Source organism: Halomonas sp. BDJS001, assembly GCF_026104355.1.
In the GTDB taxonomy this organism is placed as follows: Bacteria; Pseudomonadota; Gammaproteobacteria; order Pseudomonadales; family Halomonadaceae; genus Vreelandella.
Window position 1 is genome coordinate 2,029,539 of record NZ_CP110535.1, and the last position, 14,627, is coordinate 2,044,165.

General features: G+C 55.0%; 12 protein-coding genes. 5 read left to right on the forward strand and 7 right to left on the reverse strand.

From position 1 onward, the window contains the following. Positions 1-9: 9 nt before the first annotated feature. Positions 10-2,379, reverse strand: a complete 2,370-nt coding sequence (locus OM794_RS09260) for an EAL domain-containing protein (RefSeq protein WP_226249514.1) — start codon at positions 2,377-2,379, stop codon at positions 10-12. 50 nt (positions 2,380-2,429) lie between these two features. Further along, complete coding sequence (locus OM794_RS09265) at positions 2,430-3,119, reverse strand: Cupredoxin (RefSeq protein ID WP_226249513.1); 690 nt, start codon at positions 3,117-3,119, stop codon at positions 2,430-2,432. Positions 3,120-3,463: 344 nt separating this feature from the next. Between OM794_RS09265 and OM794_RS09270 the strand changes: the two genes are divergently transcribed. Continuing rightward, the gene (locus tag OM794_RS09270; RefSeq protein ID WP_226249512.1) at positions 3,464-3,646 is read left to right on the forward strand and encodes a hypothetical protein; all 183 of its coding nucleotides are present in this window, start codon (positions 3,464-3,466) and stop codon (positions 3,644-3,646) included. 49 nt (positions 3,647-3,695) lie between these two features. Continuing rightward, the gene (locus OM794_RS09275) at positions 3,696-4,904 is read left to right on the forward strand and encodes a PqqD family protein (protein ID WP_226249511.1); all 1,209 of its coding nucleotides are present in this window, start codon (positions 3,696-3,698) and stop codon (positions 4,902-4,904) included. A gap of 9 nt (positions 4,905-4,913) precedes the next feature. Here OM794_RS09275 and OM794_RS09280 read toward each other — a convergent pair whose 3' ends face one another. Both OM794_RS09280 and OM794_RS09285 read right to left on the reverse strand, forming a co-directional pair. Continuing rightward, positions 4,914-5,504 (reverse strand): transglycosylase SLT domain-containing protein, encoded by a 591-nt coding sequence (locus tag OM794_RS09280; protein ID WP_226249510.1) that lies wholly within the window; start codon positions 5,502-5,504, stop codon positions 4,914-4,916. After that, the gene (locus OM794_RS09285) at positions 5,488-7,206 is read right to left on the reverse strand and encodes a proline--tRNA ligase (protein ID WP_226249509.1); all 1,719 of its coding nucleotides are present in this window, start codon (positions 7,204-7,206) and stop codon (positions 5,488-5,490) included. The genes OM794_RS09280 and OM794_RS09285 overlap by 17 nt, the downstream gene beginning before the upstream one ends. A 255-nt stretch (positions 7,207-7,461) precedes the next feature. Between OM794_RS09285 and OM794_RS09290 the strand changes: the two genes are divergently transcribed. After that, complete coding sequence (locus OM794_RS09290) at positions 7,462-7,896, forward strand: hypothetical protein (protein WP_226249508.1); 435 nt, start codon at positions 7,462-7,464, stop codon at positions 7,894-7,896. Positions 7,897-7,965: 69 nt separating this feature from the next. Here the strand turns inward: OM794_RS09290 and OM794_RS09295 are convergent, their stop codons facing one another. From OM794_RS09295 to OM794_RS09305, 3 genes are all read right to left on the reverse strand, one after another. Next, complete coding sequence (locus tag OM794_RS09295) at positions 7,966-9,381, reverse strand: amidase (protein ID WP_226249507.1); 1,416 nt, start codon at positions 9,379-9,381, stop codon at positions 7,966-7,968. Between the two features lie 111 nt (positions 9,382-9,492). Beyond that, on the reverse strand, positions 9,493-10,335 hold the full coding sequence (nfo, locus tag OM794_RS09300; RefSeq protein WP_226249506.1) for a deoxyribonuclease IV: 843 nt from the start codon (positions 10,333-10,335) through the stop codon (positions 9,493-9,495). A gap of 46 nt (positions 10,336-10,381) precedes the next feature. Next, a complete protein-coding gene (locus tag OM794_RS09305) occupies positions 10,382-11,137 on the reverse strand; it encodes a glycerophosphodiester phosphodiesterase family protein (protein WP_265154527.1) in 756 nt (251 codons plus the stop codon). A gap of 219 nt (positions 11,138-11,356) precedes the next feature. On the opposite strand from OM794_RS09305, the gene OM794_RS09310 reads away from it, so the two are divergent. Together OM794_RS09310 and OM794_RS09315 are read left to right on the forward strand one after the other, a co-directional pair. Continuing rightward, complete coding sequence (locus OM794_RS09310; protein WP_226249505.1) at positions 11,357-12,334, forward strand: NADPH:quinone reductase; 978 nt, start codon at positions 11,357-11,359, stop codon at positions 12,332-12,334. Positions 12,335-12,652: 318 nt separating this feature from the next. Beyond that, on the forward strand, positions 12,653-14,623 hold the full coding sequence (locus OM794_RS09315; protein WP_226249504.1) for an SLC13 family permease: 1,971 nt from the start codon (positions 12,653-12,655) through the stop codon (positions 14,621-14,623). Positions 14,624-14,627: the final 4 nt, after the last annotated feature.

Here is a 14,627-nt window from a genome sequence, read left to right on the forward strand (position 1 = left end):
GAAATACCCTCATGGCTTTCTCTGGAGCGTCTTGAGTATGGATGACATCGGGTGGGGAAGTGACAGTGGGGTAAAGTTATCCAACCATGCGGGGAGTTCATCCGCTGGCATGGGTTTAGCAACCCAATACCCTTGTAAATAGTCACAGCCCAGCTTGCTTAACAGCTCGGCGCTGGCGCGATTCTCAACACCCTCGGCCACTAAACGCAGTCCTAAACTGTGGCCCATTTCGATGGTCGAACTGACGATGGTTAAGTCATCTTTCTGGGAGTCGATCGCCAGCACGAAAGACTTATCGATCTTGAGTTCATCTACGGGCAGGCGTTTGATTTGCGCGAGGGAAGAGTAGCCAGTGCCGTAATCGTCAATCGCGATACGCAGCCCGAGTTGGTTGAGCTCCATTAACGTGGACATGGCTGCATCAACGTCCTGCATAACGGCACTTTCAGTGACTTCGATACTCAGGCGGGCAGGGGAAAGGCGATAGCGTTCAAGTAAACTGGCCAAATAAGCCGCCAATTGGCGATCCACCACATCACTGGCGGATAGATTAACCGCTACCGATAAGTGATAGCCACGCTGCTGCCAGGCATGCAATTGAGCGCAGACATTGGCTAACATCCAGTGGCTAAGCATGCCGATGCTTCCCGAGCGCTCGGCCAAGCTAATGAACTCATCGGGGGGCACAAATCCTAACGACGGGTGACGCCAGCGCATCAACGCTTCGCACTGATCGACACGGCCGTTACGGGTGTCTACTTTGGGCTGGTAGGCCATCCACAGTTCACCGTTGCCCACTGCATACTGTAGATCGCGAATCAGGGTGAGCTGGCGCAAATGGTGCTCATCCTGCCCCTCCAGATAGCGTTGATGAGGGTGCCGGTGACGTCGCGCCATATCCAGTGCTATATCGGATCGCCGCAGCAATAGTTGTGGGCTGTCGCCATGGTCGGGGTAGTTGGTTTCGCCTGCAGAAAGGGAGGGTGTAATGGGGGATTTATCAAGATCGATAGGATGGTGCAGCGACGTGAAAAGTCGGGTACGCCAGGCAAAGTCGCTTCTTGACTGCTTGACGACCAGTAGCAGCTCGTCACCGTCAAGCCGGTAGGCTGTGCTCTCCGAGCCATCAAAGTGCTGCAAGCGCTTGGCCAGGGTGACCAGCACGTGATCCCCCAGTGCATAGCCGAAGGTGTCGTTAATGTCGCGAAAGTTGTTAATTGCCAGGCGCAGAAGGGTAAACGGCTCACCGCGTTTGATCAAAAGGCTGATATCTTCCTGGGCGCTGATGCGATTAGGCAGGTCGGTGAGTAAATCGTGACGGGACTGATGATGAAGAGTGAACTCACGCTGAGCGATGCCCTCCTGCATAGCCATTAGCGTCGATGCCAGAAGCCCGGTTTCGCTCCGCTCAGTACCGACCGGTAACTCAGTGAAACGCTCACCGCGCCCAATGCGCTGAGCCGCTTTCGCCAGTTCCATTAGTGGTTTGCTCATGCTGCGCGCGCTCCACATGGCAATGAGCACGGTAAACAGCAGAATCAGGGCGATGATGCCAAGCAGTTGCCATTGCAATGAGCGGTATGCGCCAAGCAGCTCGTTGCGTGAGAGTTGTAACAGCGCATAGGTATGGTTGGCGTCGTCTGAATAGAGCTGGCTCGCGTAGGTTAGATATTCTGCATCCGGCGTCATCTGGCTGTGTAGGGCATACTCGCCTTCGATTAACTCGTCACCACGTTCGCTCATTAACTCCAGAGCCAATTGCCCAGGGTGAGAGCTGGCTAGGTAGCTGATTTCGCCGTTGTCGCGATAGTTAACTACGCTAATGTCCAACCCGGTTAGCGCATTAATCTCTTCTGTTACCGCTTCATTAATTAAAAAGCCCATACCCACCCAGCCAATCAGGTTGGGAGCGCGCACCGGGAGCAAGGCGAATTCATAAGGCTGACCCTCGGTGATGACGACGCTAACAGCTTGGCCCTCTTGGCGAGCCCGGTCAAAGAGCTGCGGGAAAGGCATCGGGCTATTTTGTGGATGATGGCTGCTCGCCAGGATGTGCCCATCCAGACCGCTGAGTAACACGATATCTGCCTTGGCTCGATCACCATGGTTGGCCAGCACGGAGTAAAGCGTCTCGGTATCCTGGGTGGAAACGGCGCTTTTAAAACCAAAGTCATCGGCGAGAATAGCAACGTTATTGGTTAACTGTTCACCGCGCACGTCCAGCAGCTGTGCTAATACATTGGCACCCACTTCTAAATGTTGGGATCCTTTGGCAATAACATCGTTTTGAGTCGCGCGAAGGAATGCCACTCCGGTGGCGAGTTGCGAGACAATCACCACGGTCAGCAGTACGAGCATCAAGCGCGTTCTAAAGCGCATAGCAACCTCACTAAGTGGCTGATCGCCATCTCTTGAACACGGGTAAGGGCTTAAGTGGCATCTCTAAAGCGCTGTTGAAGGGGCGAGAGCGTTGGCGCTGGAGGTGGTAGTGCGTTGAGTTCTAAACTGACTTCCAACTGGTCGTTATCGGTAATGATGCCTTCCCACCAAACTTGCTGGCTGTCATCAAGTCGTGGGTGCCACACGCGCACACGATGCTCTCCAACTGGCAGCGTGGGCAGGATAAGTACGCCTTCAGCGCCCGTTGTCGCCGTGTAAGGGGCGTCGCTAACAACAATAAAAGCCTGCATATGGTCGTGAATATTGCATCCCAAAACGACTATACCGGGTTGGTCGAAGTGAACCGCTGGCGGCGTTTCTTTCAGGTAGAGATTTAAATCGAAGGTTTTGGCCGGTGAAAAAGAGTAGACGTGATGACGGGTGGTGTCTTGGTTGGGAAATGCCACATGGCTGCCGGTAGGAACGGTTAATACCTTAGGGTGAAAGGCAGCATCGCGCTGATAAATGTTCTCCTCTTGGGGAGAGTTGCCTGCTGCCGAATCGTAGTAAACCTCAACGACTGCGTGCTCAAGCGGTTGGCCATCAGCACTGCTTATGGCTATTTGCGCAGCGTTAGCGTTAGGGACAAGCAGGGTGATTACCAGCAGTGCCAATAGCGGGGCTGCGTATGCGGTGATAAACCCGCTAAAAGGGCGATGTTGTAGTGTTGGCTGTGGCATTGAGGTCGACATCCCGCATTAAGATAGCAAAGCGTTAAGCCTAATAGTGGATGGATTGTGCAGGAAAGTCATGCGTTTGGCTTAACGGTAAGCCAACACTTGCCAAAAAGAGTAAACAATAGGGAAAGCACACCTGCGGAGTGGCGCTATTGAGATGTCGTGGTTAAAGTGAATATTAAGAAACGGTGTTCGTTAACTGCGGAGAAGAGAGATGAACAACGATGCAAAGCCAACCCTATTAAAGCAGCGCCGCTCTCGTCGGCAGGTGTTAACCAGTTTAGGCTTGGGCGCGGCGGCACTCTATGTGGCTCCTACATTGCTGTCGATGAATCAAGCGCAGGCTCATGATCATCGCTCTAGGCATAGTGGCCAACATAGAGGTCATTCCAGGCCTGGCTATTCAAGACCCAGCTATTCAAGACCCAGCTATTCAAAACCCCGCTACTCAAGACCCAGCTATTCTAGGCCTGATTATTCACGCCCCTACGGACGTCGTGAACGTCGACGCTGGGAGCGCGATGGGGTGATTGAATTGCGCATTAGCCGGCTACTTCCGCATCGCTGGTGATAATGGCCATGAGCTCAGTGACTGACTATTCGCTTCCCGGTATAGGCCCCTGTATCCGACTGGTAGGAGCGCAGCCATTGTTGCCCGTTCTTCAAGCGGCGATGCCCGGCTGGGCATTAACGGAGTGCCCACGCCAAGCTGTTGAGCCTGATATCTGCGTTTGGCAGCAAGAAGGGGGCTACTGGCAACAGGCGAGTGCACTGCCCAGCGGCATGTGGCTTGAAACGGCAGTAGGGGCAGCCTGTAGTGTTATTGCAGATGTAGCGGGTGCTTTTTTGCGTCAACACCCTCACTATATTGGGTTGCACTGTGGCTCTGCTGAGATCAATGGTCAGCTAGTGATTTTCCCTGAATCGCACCGTGCCGGTAAAAGTACGCTGACGTCTGCGTTTGCGGCCACAGGGTATCGAGTATTCGGTGACGACGTGGTGGCATTAACGCCTGAAGGAGAAGGTGTGTCGCTTGGCATTGCGCCAAGGCTTCGTTTGCCACTCCCCGATGCTATTAATGCCGGATTTCAGGATTTTGTCAGCGCACATCAAGGCCCAAGCGATCACCGCTACGGTTATTTAGCGCTGGATGAAAGGCTACTGGCGAACCATGGTGTGAAGCGGCCCATAGGCGCAATTATATTAATTGACCGTGACAATAGTGTCACTACTCCCAAATTATCATCGCTTCAGCACGGGGAGGGGTTATGGCAACTGCTAAAGCAGAACTTTGCTGATACGCTTTCCGAACAGGTACTGATCACCAAGTTTTTGCCCTTGGTTCAGCGTATTCCCTGTTTTTTACTGCGCTACTCAGATGCTTACCAAGCAGCAGAGTTCGTAGGTCGCGAGCTTAAGCGGGCGCTACAAGACCAACCATCAACTTACATATCACCTTCACAGGCAGCGCCAATTCCTGAAGCAGCTGCACTGGAGAGGAGTGATCAGCGTTGTTGGCGGGCATGTAAAGCGGCCTATGAATACCCCTTGGGAGATGAACTATTTGTGATTGTCGAAGATGGTGGTGCGATTCACCGCCTGAATGTCACTAGCCGCGCCGTGTGGCTGCTACTGCAAAATGAAGCACTGGATATAGACGAACTAAGTAAAACATTGGCCGAGTTTTTTATGCCGGTTTCCCTTGAGCAGGTTTTCAAAGATATGTCTTTATTACTTGGCCAGTTTTGGGCGGTCGGTTTAATTGAGCCGGTTATTTGTCCACGCTAAGTGTCCCTGTTAACGGCTTGTTTGCCGCCAAGTATCCCGCCAGGCGTGCATGATCCGCTCCGGGTACCAGGTTTCGCCCAAGCTGCCGTTGTAGCGGGCTAGCGCGCGGGTAAAGTCGCCGTTCTCGATAGCGAGGTAGTGCGCCAAAATTGTACAGCCATAGCGCAGATTGCGCGGCGGGTAGGTTAAGTCGTCAATCGGCAGGCCAAGTTCGCTGACCCAGAACGGCATGATTTGCATCAAGCCAACTGCGCCTGCCGAGGAGATAGCATCCGCTTTGAATGCGCTCTCTACCTGGATTAGCGCTAATACCAACTCCGGCGGTAAGCCTGCCAGCCTGGCTTCCTGGTAGATGCGTGTGAGCAGTGTCTGGCGCTGTGCGGCATCATCCATAAAACGAGCCAGCGGCGTGTCCATACGTTCACGCCACTGGCGCGCTGCCCACTGCTGTTGAGGCGTCTGATGCTGCTGATTGGCAGACTCAAGCGTGGGACGCAGGGTTTGGGGTAACGGCTGAGCAGCTACTAGGTTTGTGGCTACAAGCCCAGCACTGCTCAGCAATACCCCGCTAAGCGTTACTGCCTTAGCTAGCTTTCTCACGCAAAAAGTCGATGATTTGATCCGCAGGCACCATGGTCGCTTCGCTATCACGGCGACCTTTATACTCCAGCTCACCGTTGTCCAGGCCGCGGTCACCGATCACCAGGCGGTGCGGAACACCCATCAGTTCCAAATCGGCAAATTTAACGCCGGGTCGGGTGTCGCGGTCATCCAGCAAGACGTCTATGCCAGCGGCGGTGAGCGCTTGGTAAAGGCGTTCGGACTCTTCGCGAACACGCTGGGATTTGTGTGCATTCATCGGCACCAGTGCCACCTGGAAGGGCGCAATAGCGTTAGGCCAGATAATGCCCGATTCGTCGTGGTTCTGCTCGATGGCGGCGGCGACCACGCGGGTCACGCCGATACCGTAGCAACCCATCCAAGGATGGCTGGTTTTACCGCTGTCGCCCAGCACGTTGGCGTTCATGGCCTGGGAGTACTTTTGGCCAAGCTGGAAGACGTGGCCAACCTCGATGCCGCGCTTGATAGAGAGCGTGCCTTGGCCGTCGGGGGAGGGGTCGCCTTCCACCACATTGCGCAGGTCGGCTACCTCGGGCAGGGCCACATCACGCTCCCAGTTAATGCCGAAATAGTGTTTGCCTTCAATATTGGCACCCGCGCCAAAGTCGCTCATCAGGGCAACGCTGCGGTCGGCAATAATGGGCATATCAAGGTTCACCGGGCCAAGTGAGCCAAAGCCTGCGCCAACTGCTGCGCGAATTTCCTCTTCGCTGCCCATGGTCAGCGGGGCCGCCACTTGGGGAAGGTTCTCGGCTTTTACCTCGTTCAGCTCATGATCGCCGCGCACCAATAGGGCAATCAGGCCGCCCTCGGCGGCACGTACGATTAGAGTCTTGACCGTTTTCTCGATCGGCAGATCAAACTGCTCAACCAGGGCGGCAATGGTCTTGGCGTTAGGCGTATCTACCAGGTGCATCTCTTGGGTAGGTGCTTCGCGCTGTATGTTGCTGCCCAGGGGAGCAGGCAAGGCTTCGGCCTTTTCCATGTTCGCGGCGTAGTCGGAAGAGTTGGAGAACACGATATCGTCTTCGCCAGACTCGGCCAGCACGTGGAATTCGTGAGAGCCGGTTCCGCCGATGGAGCCGTTGTCGGCGATGACCGGGCGGAAGTCGAGGCCTAGGCGCGTGAAGATGCGCGTATAGGCATCGTACATATCCTGGTAGGTCTGCTTCAGCGAGTCTTCATCCAGGTGGAAGGAGTATGCGTCCTTCATGATGAACTCACGGGAGCGCATTACCCCAAAACGTGGGCGGATCTCATCCCGGAACTTGGTCTGAATCTGGTAGAAATTGACCGGCAGCTGTTTATAGCTGGCGATCTCTTTACGCACCAGATCGGTAATCACTTCTTCGTGGGTTGGGCCGACGCAGTAGTCGCGGTCGTGGCGATCTTTTAGGCGTAATAGCTCAGGGCCGTATTGTTCCCAGCGGCCAGACTCCTGCCAAAGCTCAGCGGGCTGCACTGCGGGCATCAGTAGCTCTTGAGCACCGGCACGGTTCATCTCTTCGCGCACTATGGCTTCCACTTTGCGCAGGGTGCGCAGGCCAAGGGGCAGCCAGGTGTAAAGCCCTGAGGTTAAGCGGCGAATCATCCCGGCGCGGAGCATTAGCTGGTGGCTAATGACTTCGGCGTCAGCCGGGGTTTCTTTGAGAGTGGCAATCAGTAATTGGCTGGCGCGCATGGGCGTGAGCATTCCTTGGTTTTTTAAACAGGGTTTTTGAAAACTGGATTCTTGCAAAAAGTGCTTGGAAGCGTTGAATGGGAACATTGTACGGTCTAGCGGTTAAAGCGGCAAAATAGTGCTTATGTTCAAATGATCTATGCTTTTGGATGGTTGTGCTAAACTGGTCGCGTTTTATGGCGCGATAGTCGGCAAAAAATGAAAGCGCAATACGCTATATCGACTATCGTTACTTTTTTGTTTGAGGGAACCTTCATGCACCAAGCAGTTCGTCGCTGGTTGACTGGCGCCGTGGTTGGCGTTTCCATCGTGTCATTGAGTGGTTGTGGTACGCTTTTTCACCCTGAGCGTAAGGGGCAATTGAGCGGTGATATTGATCCGGTTATTGCTGTCGCCAATGGGGTCGGTTTGCTGTTTTTTATCGTGCCCGGAGTGATTGCCTACGCCGTGGATTTCTCTAATGGCACCATCTATCTGCCGGGCCGTAACAGCGCCTCAGTAGATGTTCACCACTTAGACGACGCTATGGATGTGGCTTCCCTGGAAAAATTGCTGTCTGAAACAGCCGGTCAGCCGGTGAGTTTAGAGAGCGAGTTGGTGATGATCGAAGAGATGAACAGCTTGGATGAAGCATTGGCTATGGTGCGTATGTCTGGCGTGTTAGACCAAGAGAAACTCTCTGCAATGTAACTTTCCTATTGATCGCTAAAGCCCAGCCAAGCGTTATGCTTGGTTGGGCTTTTTTATGCTGCTCAGCTGTTAGGCATACTGGGCAGGGTTGGGTACGCTGGGAAAGCGCGGCGGATGTGCTTCCATATAGGCATGACAGGCGCGCAGAACGCGAGCATCATCGTATTTGCCACCCGCTAGCTGAAAGCCCACCGGTAGACCGTTATCAGTAAAACCGCAGGGCACCGACGCGGCGGGTTGCTGGCTCAGGTTAAAAGGGTAGCTAAAGGGCGCCCACTCTTCCCAGTCCCGCATATCGCTGCCGGGGGGAACTTCCTGGTTTAGTTCGAACGGCGGGATCGCCACCGAGGGCGTCATCAGTAGGTGGTACTCTTGGTTGAAGTGCTCCAGGCGTTGGGTCAATTCCGCACGATCGGCCAACGCTCGAAACAGCTCGACGGCTTTCCAGGGTTCGGCCTCACGGGCATTGGCTACCATGCCGGGATCCAGCAGCGTGCGCTGGTGGTCATTCATCTGTGACCACTGCTCTAAAGAGGCGGTAAACCACAGCTTGCGGAAGGTATCCAGCGGTGACGAAAAGCCGGGATGCACTTCGACGATTTCAGCGCCCAACGCCTCCAGTTTGCTGGCGGCTTCTCGCACGCGTTCGGCAACCTGGGGATCTACCTTGGCGTAGCCAAGATCAGGCGAGTAGCCGATCCTCAGTCCGGTTAAGCCTTTATCCAAATCCATCCCCCAGCAATCGGGCTGCCCGCGGGTGGCGTACGGGTCACGGTAGTCGTAGCGGCCTATCACATTGAGCATGCTGACAGCATCCCGCACGGTGCGCGTTAACGGCCCCAGGTGCGATAGGCTGGGCTCTTTAGCCGGCGGCCATTGGGGTGTCCAGCCAAATGTGGGTTTGAAGCCGAATACTCCGGTAAAAGAAGCGGGAATACGTATAGAGCCACCGGAGTCGCCGCCCTGGTGCAGTACCCCCATATTGAGTGCCGCAGCGGCGGCGGCCCCGCCGGAAGAGCCACCGGGGGTTAACCGCGTATCCCAGGGATTCGCCGTGGCGCCAAAGACACGGTTATCGGTCACTGCTTTCCAGCCAAATTCGGGGGTGTTGGTTTTGCCCAGCAGGACGGCGCCTGCTTCACGCAGCATGCGCGCGGGTGGCGCATCGGTGTCGCATAGCGCTTCAGAAGAGGTTAGTGAGCCTTCCCGGCAGGGCATGCCCGCCACTTGGGTCAGGTCTTTAAGCGATACTGGCATCCCATCGATAGGGCTTAGTGGCTTGCCTTGCCCCCAGCGCCGCGCCGCGGCTTTGGCCGCCGATTCCGCGCCTTCAGCATCCACATACACATAGGCGTTAACCTCTGGGTTGAAGCGCTCTATTCGTTCAAGGGCGGCACGAGTCGCTTCAAGCGGCGAGGCTTCTCGACTTTCAAACAACTGAGCCAGGGTCTGGGCATCTAAACTGCCGAGATCGGTATCGCTCATTGCACACTCCTTACGTGGGCTGGGGCTTGAGTAAAGGAGGTTAAGCGTAGGCAAGCATTACCGGGCGTGCAAAAACCGCTGCATCGTAGGCCGACTCTTTGTATCCATCGTTCAAGAGGCTTGAGCGCGTAGCCAAGCTATTTCATCGGCCCATATCTCGGGTTCGATGGTCTCCAGTATCATCGGAATGGCGTTAATCCGTGGTTCCTGCATGATAGCGGTAAATGCAGGCAGGCCAATATTGCCTTTGCCAAGGCTGTGGTGGCGATCCACGCGGCTGGCAAGGTCGCTTTTGGCATCGTTTAAATGCATGCCGCGAAGATATTCAAAGCCGACAACGCTGCCTAGTTCATCGAGCGTTGCTTGGGTAGCCTCTGCCGTGCGCAAATCATAGCCCGCCGCAAAGGCGTGGCAGGTGTCAATACACACCCCCACGCGGGTTTTGTCGTCCACATGGGCAATGATTTCGGCCAAATGCTCGAAGCGCCAGCCCAGGTTAGTGCCTTGCCCGGCGGTATTTTCAATCACTGCCGTGACGCCCTGGGTATGCGTTAGCGCTTCATTGACGGATTCAGCGATACGCTTTAAACAGTCGCCTTCGCTAATTTTATTCAAGTGGCTGCCGGGATGAAAATTAAGCAGTGTCAGCCCCAACTGCTCGCAGCGCTGCATCTCATCCAGAAAGGCATCCCGGGATTTGCGTAGGCCTTCCTGCTCGGGGTGACCCAGATTAATCAGATAGCTGTCGTGAGGCAAAATCTGTTCAGGGGCAAAATTATGCTCGGCGCATGCGTCGCGAAAGGCTTGAATGGCCTCATCGGTGAGCGGTTTACCTTTCCATTGACGCTGATTTTTGGTGAATAGCGCAAAGGCATCCGCGCCGATTTCTACAGCCCGGTGCACGGCTTGGTCTGCACCGCCAGCGGCGCTCACATGGGCTCCTAGATACTTCATGGCGGACTCCTTGTCTGTGTGTGAACTTATCCAGCGTTTGTACTGATCAATGGCTATCTAAAAAGCGCTTGAACGCGGCGGGTTCATCGGTGATGACACTGCCGATACCCCACGCCCAACGGCTATGAAAAGCGCTAGGATCATTGGCGGTATAGCACAATATTTGATAGCCATCGCGCTGCATAGCGTCAGCTTGAGCGCGCTTCAAACGTGGCCAGTGGGGGTGCACGCTAAACGCCTCTATGGCCTCGCACTGCTCACGCCAGCTTTTGGGTACGCTGCCGAACAGCACACCCAGAGCCAGCCGCTCTTTGCTGGCAAATTGACGGCAGTGGCCAAGAGCAGCGGCATTGAAGGAGGAGATAATCAAGCGCTCGGGGGGGAGGGTGTCGAGCATCTCCGGCAGTGCACGTTCCACCAGCGCGATAGGGTCGCGGCCTTTATTGACCTTGATTTCCATATTGACGCCCATTTCCAGCTTGTTAAGCAGTGCCAACATCTCGCTGAGGCTAGGCATCTTCTCACCCGCAAAACGGTCGTCAAACCATCCTCCAGCGTCAAGGGTTTGCGCCTTGGCCCAATCCATGGAGACGAGCCCTCCACGCCCGTTTGAGCAGCGCGCGACATCGCCATCGTGCCAAATTACCGGCGTGCCATCACCCAGTAGCTGCACATCCAGCTCTACCCATGTGGCTCCCGCTTCATGAGCGGCGCGCACCGCAGCCAGGGTGTTTTCAGGGGCAGCGGCGGAGTAACCTCGGTGAGCAATCAGCGCGGGGAGTTGAATAGCGGGATGCGTCATGACAAATCTCTAAGCCTTAGACGATAAAAGAGAGCTAATTCTAGCATGGGTGCATGACAGCGGGATTTCATTCGATTCGTGCCTTTCATTCCTTAACGAATAGGGGAGTAAAAAAACGCTAGCGTGCTAGCTTGATTTAAACGCCGCGACGCGCTTGTATAGCAGCACCCGTTGTTATACTTGCTATTGACAACCCCAATAATTAATAAGGAAACCTCTATGTCTCAGCGTATTCAATTTGCCCGTACCGGTGGTTCTGAGGTACTTGAACTGGTCGACGTTACCCCTGCTGAACCTGGTCAGGGTGAAGTGCGTGTTGCCAATAAGGCTGTCGGCCTCAATTTTATCGATATCTATTTCCGTACCGGGCTCTACCCAGCCCCTTCCTTGCCTTCTGGGCTAGGCACCGAAGGGGCGGGTGTGGTCGATGCGGTGGGTGAAGGTGTTACGCATTTAAGCGTGGGCGATCGCGTAGCTTATGCCCAGGGCCCGTTGGGCGCCTATGCAGAGCTGCATGTGCTGCCTGCGGCTAAAGTGGTCAAACTCCCCGACTTCGTTGATTTCGAAACCGCAGCGGCGAGTATGCTAAAGGGCCTTACCGTGCAGTATCTGCTGCGCCAAACCTATGAACTAAAAGGTGGCGAGACCATTCTGTTTCACGCCGCAGCGGGCGGGGTGGGTTCGATTGCCTGCCAGTGGGCGAAGTCGTTAGGCGTTAAGCTGATCGGCACCGTCAGTTCACAGGAAAAAGCAGATCTAGCCATGGCCAACGGCGCCTGGGCGACAATTAATTACAGCGAAGAGAACGTGGTGGAGCGCGTACGCGAGCTTACCAACGGCGATATGTGCGATGTGGTGTACGACTCGGTGGGTAAAGACACCTGGGAAATGTCACTGGATTGCCTAAAACCCCGTGGGCTGATGGTCAGCTTTGGCAACGCTTCCGGCCCGGTGGATGGCGTTAATATTGGTATTCTTAACCAGAAGGGGGCGCTCTATGTGACTCGTCCCAGCCTTAACGGCTACGCCGATACCCGCGAGCGATTAGAGATGATGTGTGCAGAGTTCTTTACCATGCTGAAAAGCGGAAAGGTCAAAATAGATATCGCCAATCGCTACCCCTTGGCAGAAGCCGGCAACGCCCAAGACGCCCTACAAAGCCGTAAAACCACCGGCTCTACTGTTCTGTTGCCGTAGAGAGTTCGTTTTATCTGATGATAGAGCTTTGGGCGAAAATGCGTACCCAGTTTGCAAGGAGTGTTTCGAATCGGTGAAGCCCTCCAAGGCGCGAGTTACTTCAACGTATGTTTTCTCCCCATAAGCTCCCTTAAACAGCTCGGCACTGCCGGGCTGTTTTATTTTTAGAGGTTAAGCGTTTACACAGCTGACCATTTGCAGGGACTATACGTATGTATAGCAAGCGTCTAATGTGCAAGGGGAATGGCCATAGCGTGACCGTGGCCTGCATCAATCGTAGGCTGCCCCTATGAATGGCGGCAAGGGAGTAAGAAAAGGATGTCGGCTGAGGACATAAGTGTTGAGGGCTCAAGCGCTGAGGGCTCCGGTATTGAGAATGTAAGTATTGAAGCATTGGATCTTGGCGGGTTAACGCTTACCCCTAGCACACTGGTGTTTATCGTGTTGGGGCTTACGCTTGCCGCGTTTATATGGGGTCGCTTTCGTTATGACCTAGTGGCGCTGGCAGCGTTGCTGGGTTCAGTCATGCTAGGGCTTGTGCCAGCCGAAAGCGCGTTTACAGGCTTTGGTCATCCGGCGGTGATTACCGTGGCCGCTGTGCTGGTACTTAGCCGGGGGTTCGAGCGCTCGGGCGTGGTGGATATTATTGCCAACCAAGTGCTTAAGGTGGGGGAGAATCTGCTACTCCAGCTCCTGGTGCTGGTGGGTACCATTGTGCTGCTATCGGGTATTATGAATAACGTGGGGGCCCTGGCACTGCTGCTACCGGTGGCTATGCGGCTTGCCCGGGAGCACAACACGTCACCCTCGCTACTGCTGATGCCGCTGGCGTTTGGCTCTTTGCTCGGCGGTTTGACCACCTTGATCGGCACTCCCCCTAATATCATTATTTCCAGCTACCGCCGTGAGGTAACGGATGAGGCGTTTAGCATGTTCAGCTTTGCGCCTGTGGGCATCGCGGTAGCGCTGGCAGGGTTGGCATTTATTGTCTTGGTGGGCTGGCGCTTGACCCCCAAGCGTAGCGGTCAAGCCTCGACGGATGAAATGTTCGATACCGCTAACTATTTGGTTGAGTTGAAGGTGGGTGAGGAGTCGAAGGCTAAGGGTTTAACGCTGCAACAGATGCGCGATGAGTTGGACGAAACTATACCCATACTGGCGGTGGTGCGCGATGACAATCGCCGTGCGGGGTATAACTTCCACGGCGCCCTGGAAGAGGGCGATATTCTGCTATTGGAAGCAGGGCCTGATGAGCTTCAAATGCTGGAAGATAAAGTAGGGCTTAGCGCGATTGCTGAGCTGGAGGAAGAGCCTGAGGACGATCCAGAAGGCGATCTAGAAGTACAAGACGCGGAGCATCCAGTCAGTGACAAAGATGCAAATAAGGCTAAAAAGAAAGACGCTGCGCAGGATCAACAGCGCGTGGATACCGAGGGGCTGCAACTGATTGAGGCCGTGGTGCGCAATGACTCTATGATGATTAACCGCAGCGTTCGCCAGTTGCGCTTGAACCATCAGTTTGGGCTGCACCTGGTAGCGGTTGCCCGGGATGGGGGACGCTTGAAACAGCGGCTGCGGGATATTCGCTTTAAGAACGGCGACGTTTTACTGCTCCAGGGCAGCGAGAACGAAATATCGGACAGCCTGGCATCACTGGGGTGTCTGCCTCTGGCGAGCCGAGAACTGCATCTGGGGCAACCGCGCAAGCTCGTCATGTCGATTGCCATTTTTGCCTTGGCGATCGTCGCCATGCTGTTTGATCTGCTCCCCGCGGCGGTGGCCATGAGTAGTGCGGCACTGATTTCGCTACTGATTGGCGTGTTACCACTCCGGGAAGGGTATCAAGCCATTGATGGCCCGGTAATCGTGCTGCTAGCGGCGATGATACCCGTGGGTGAAGCATTAGAAACCAGCGGTGGTGCGGATTTGATTGCTAACGCGCTGCTCAGCTTTGGCAGCGACTGGCCGGTGGTCGTCACTATGGTGGGTCTGTTTTTACTCTCTATGCTGCTCTCGAATGTGGTCAACAATGCGGCGGCGGCGCTGCTGATGGCGCCTATTGCGGTGAGCTTAGCCAATGGCTTCGATGTCTCACTCGACCCGTTCTTGATGGTGGTGGCCGTCAGCGCTTCCTGTGCGTTTTTAACCCCTATCGGGCACCAATCCAATACGCTGGTGCTTGGGCCTGGCGGCTATCGCTTTGGCGATTATTGGAAATTGGGCCTGCCGTTGTCGCTGGTGGTACTGGTGGTCGCTATTCCAATGATCCTATTGGTGTGGCCGCTTTAATAGC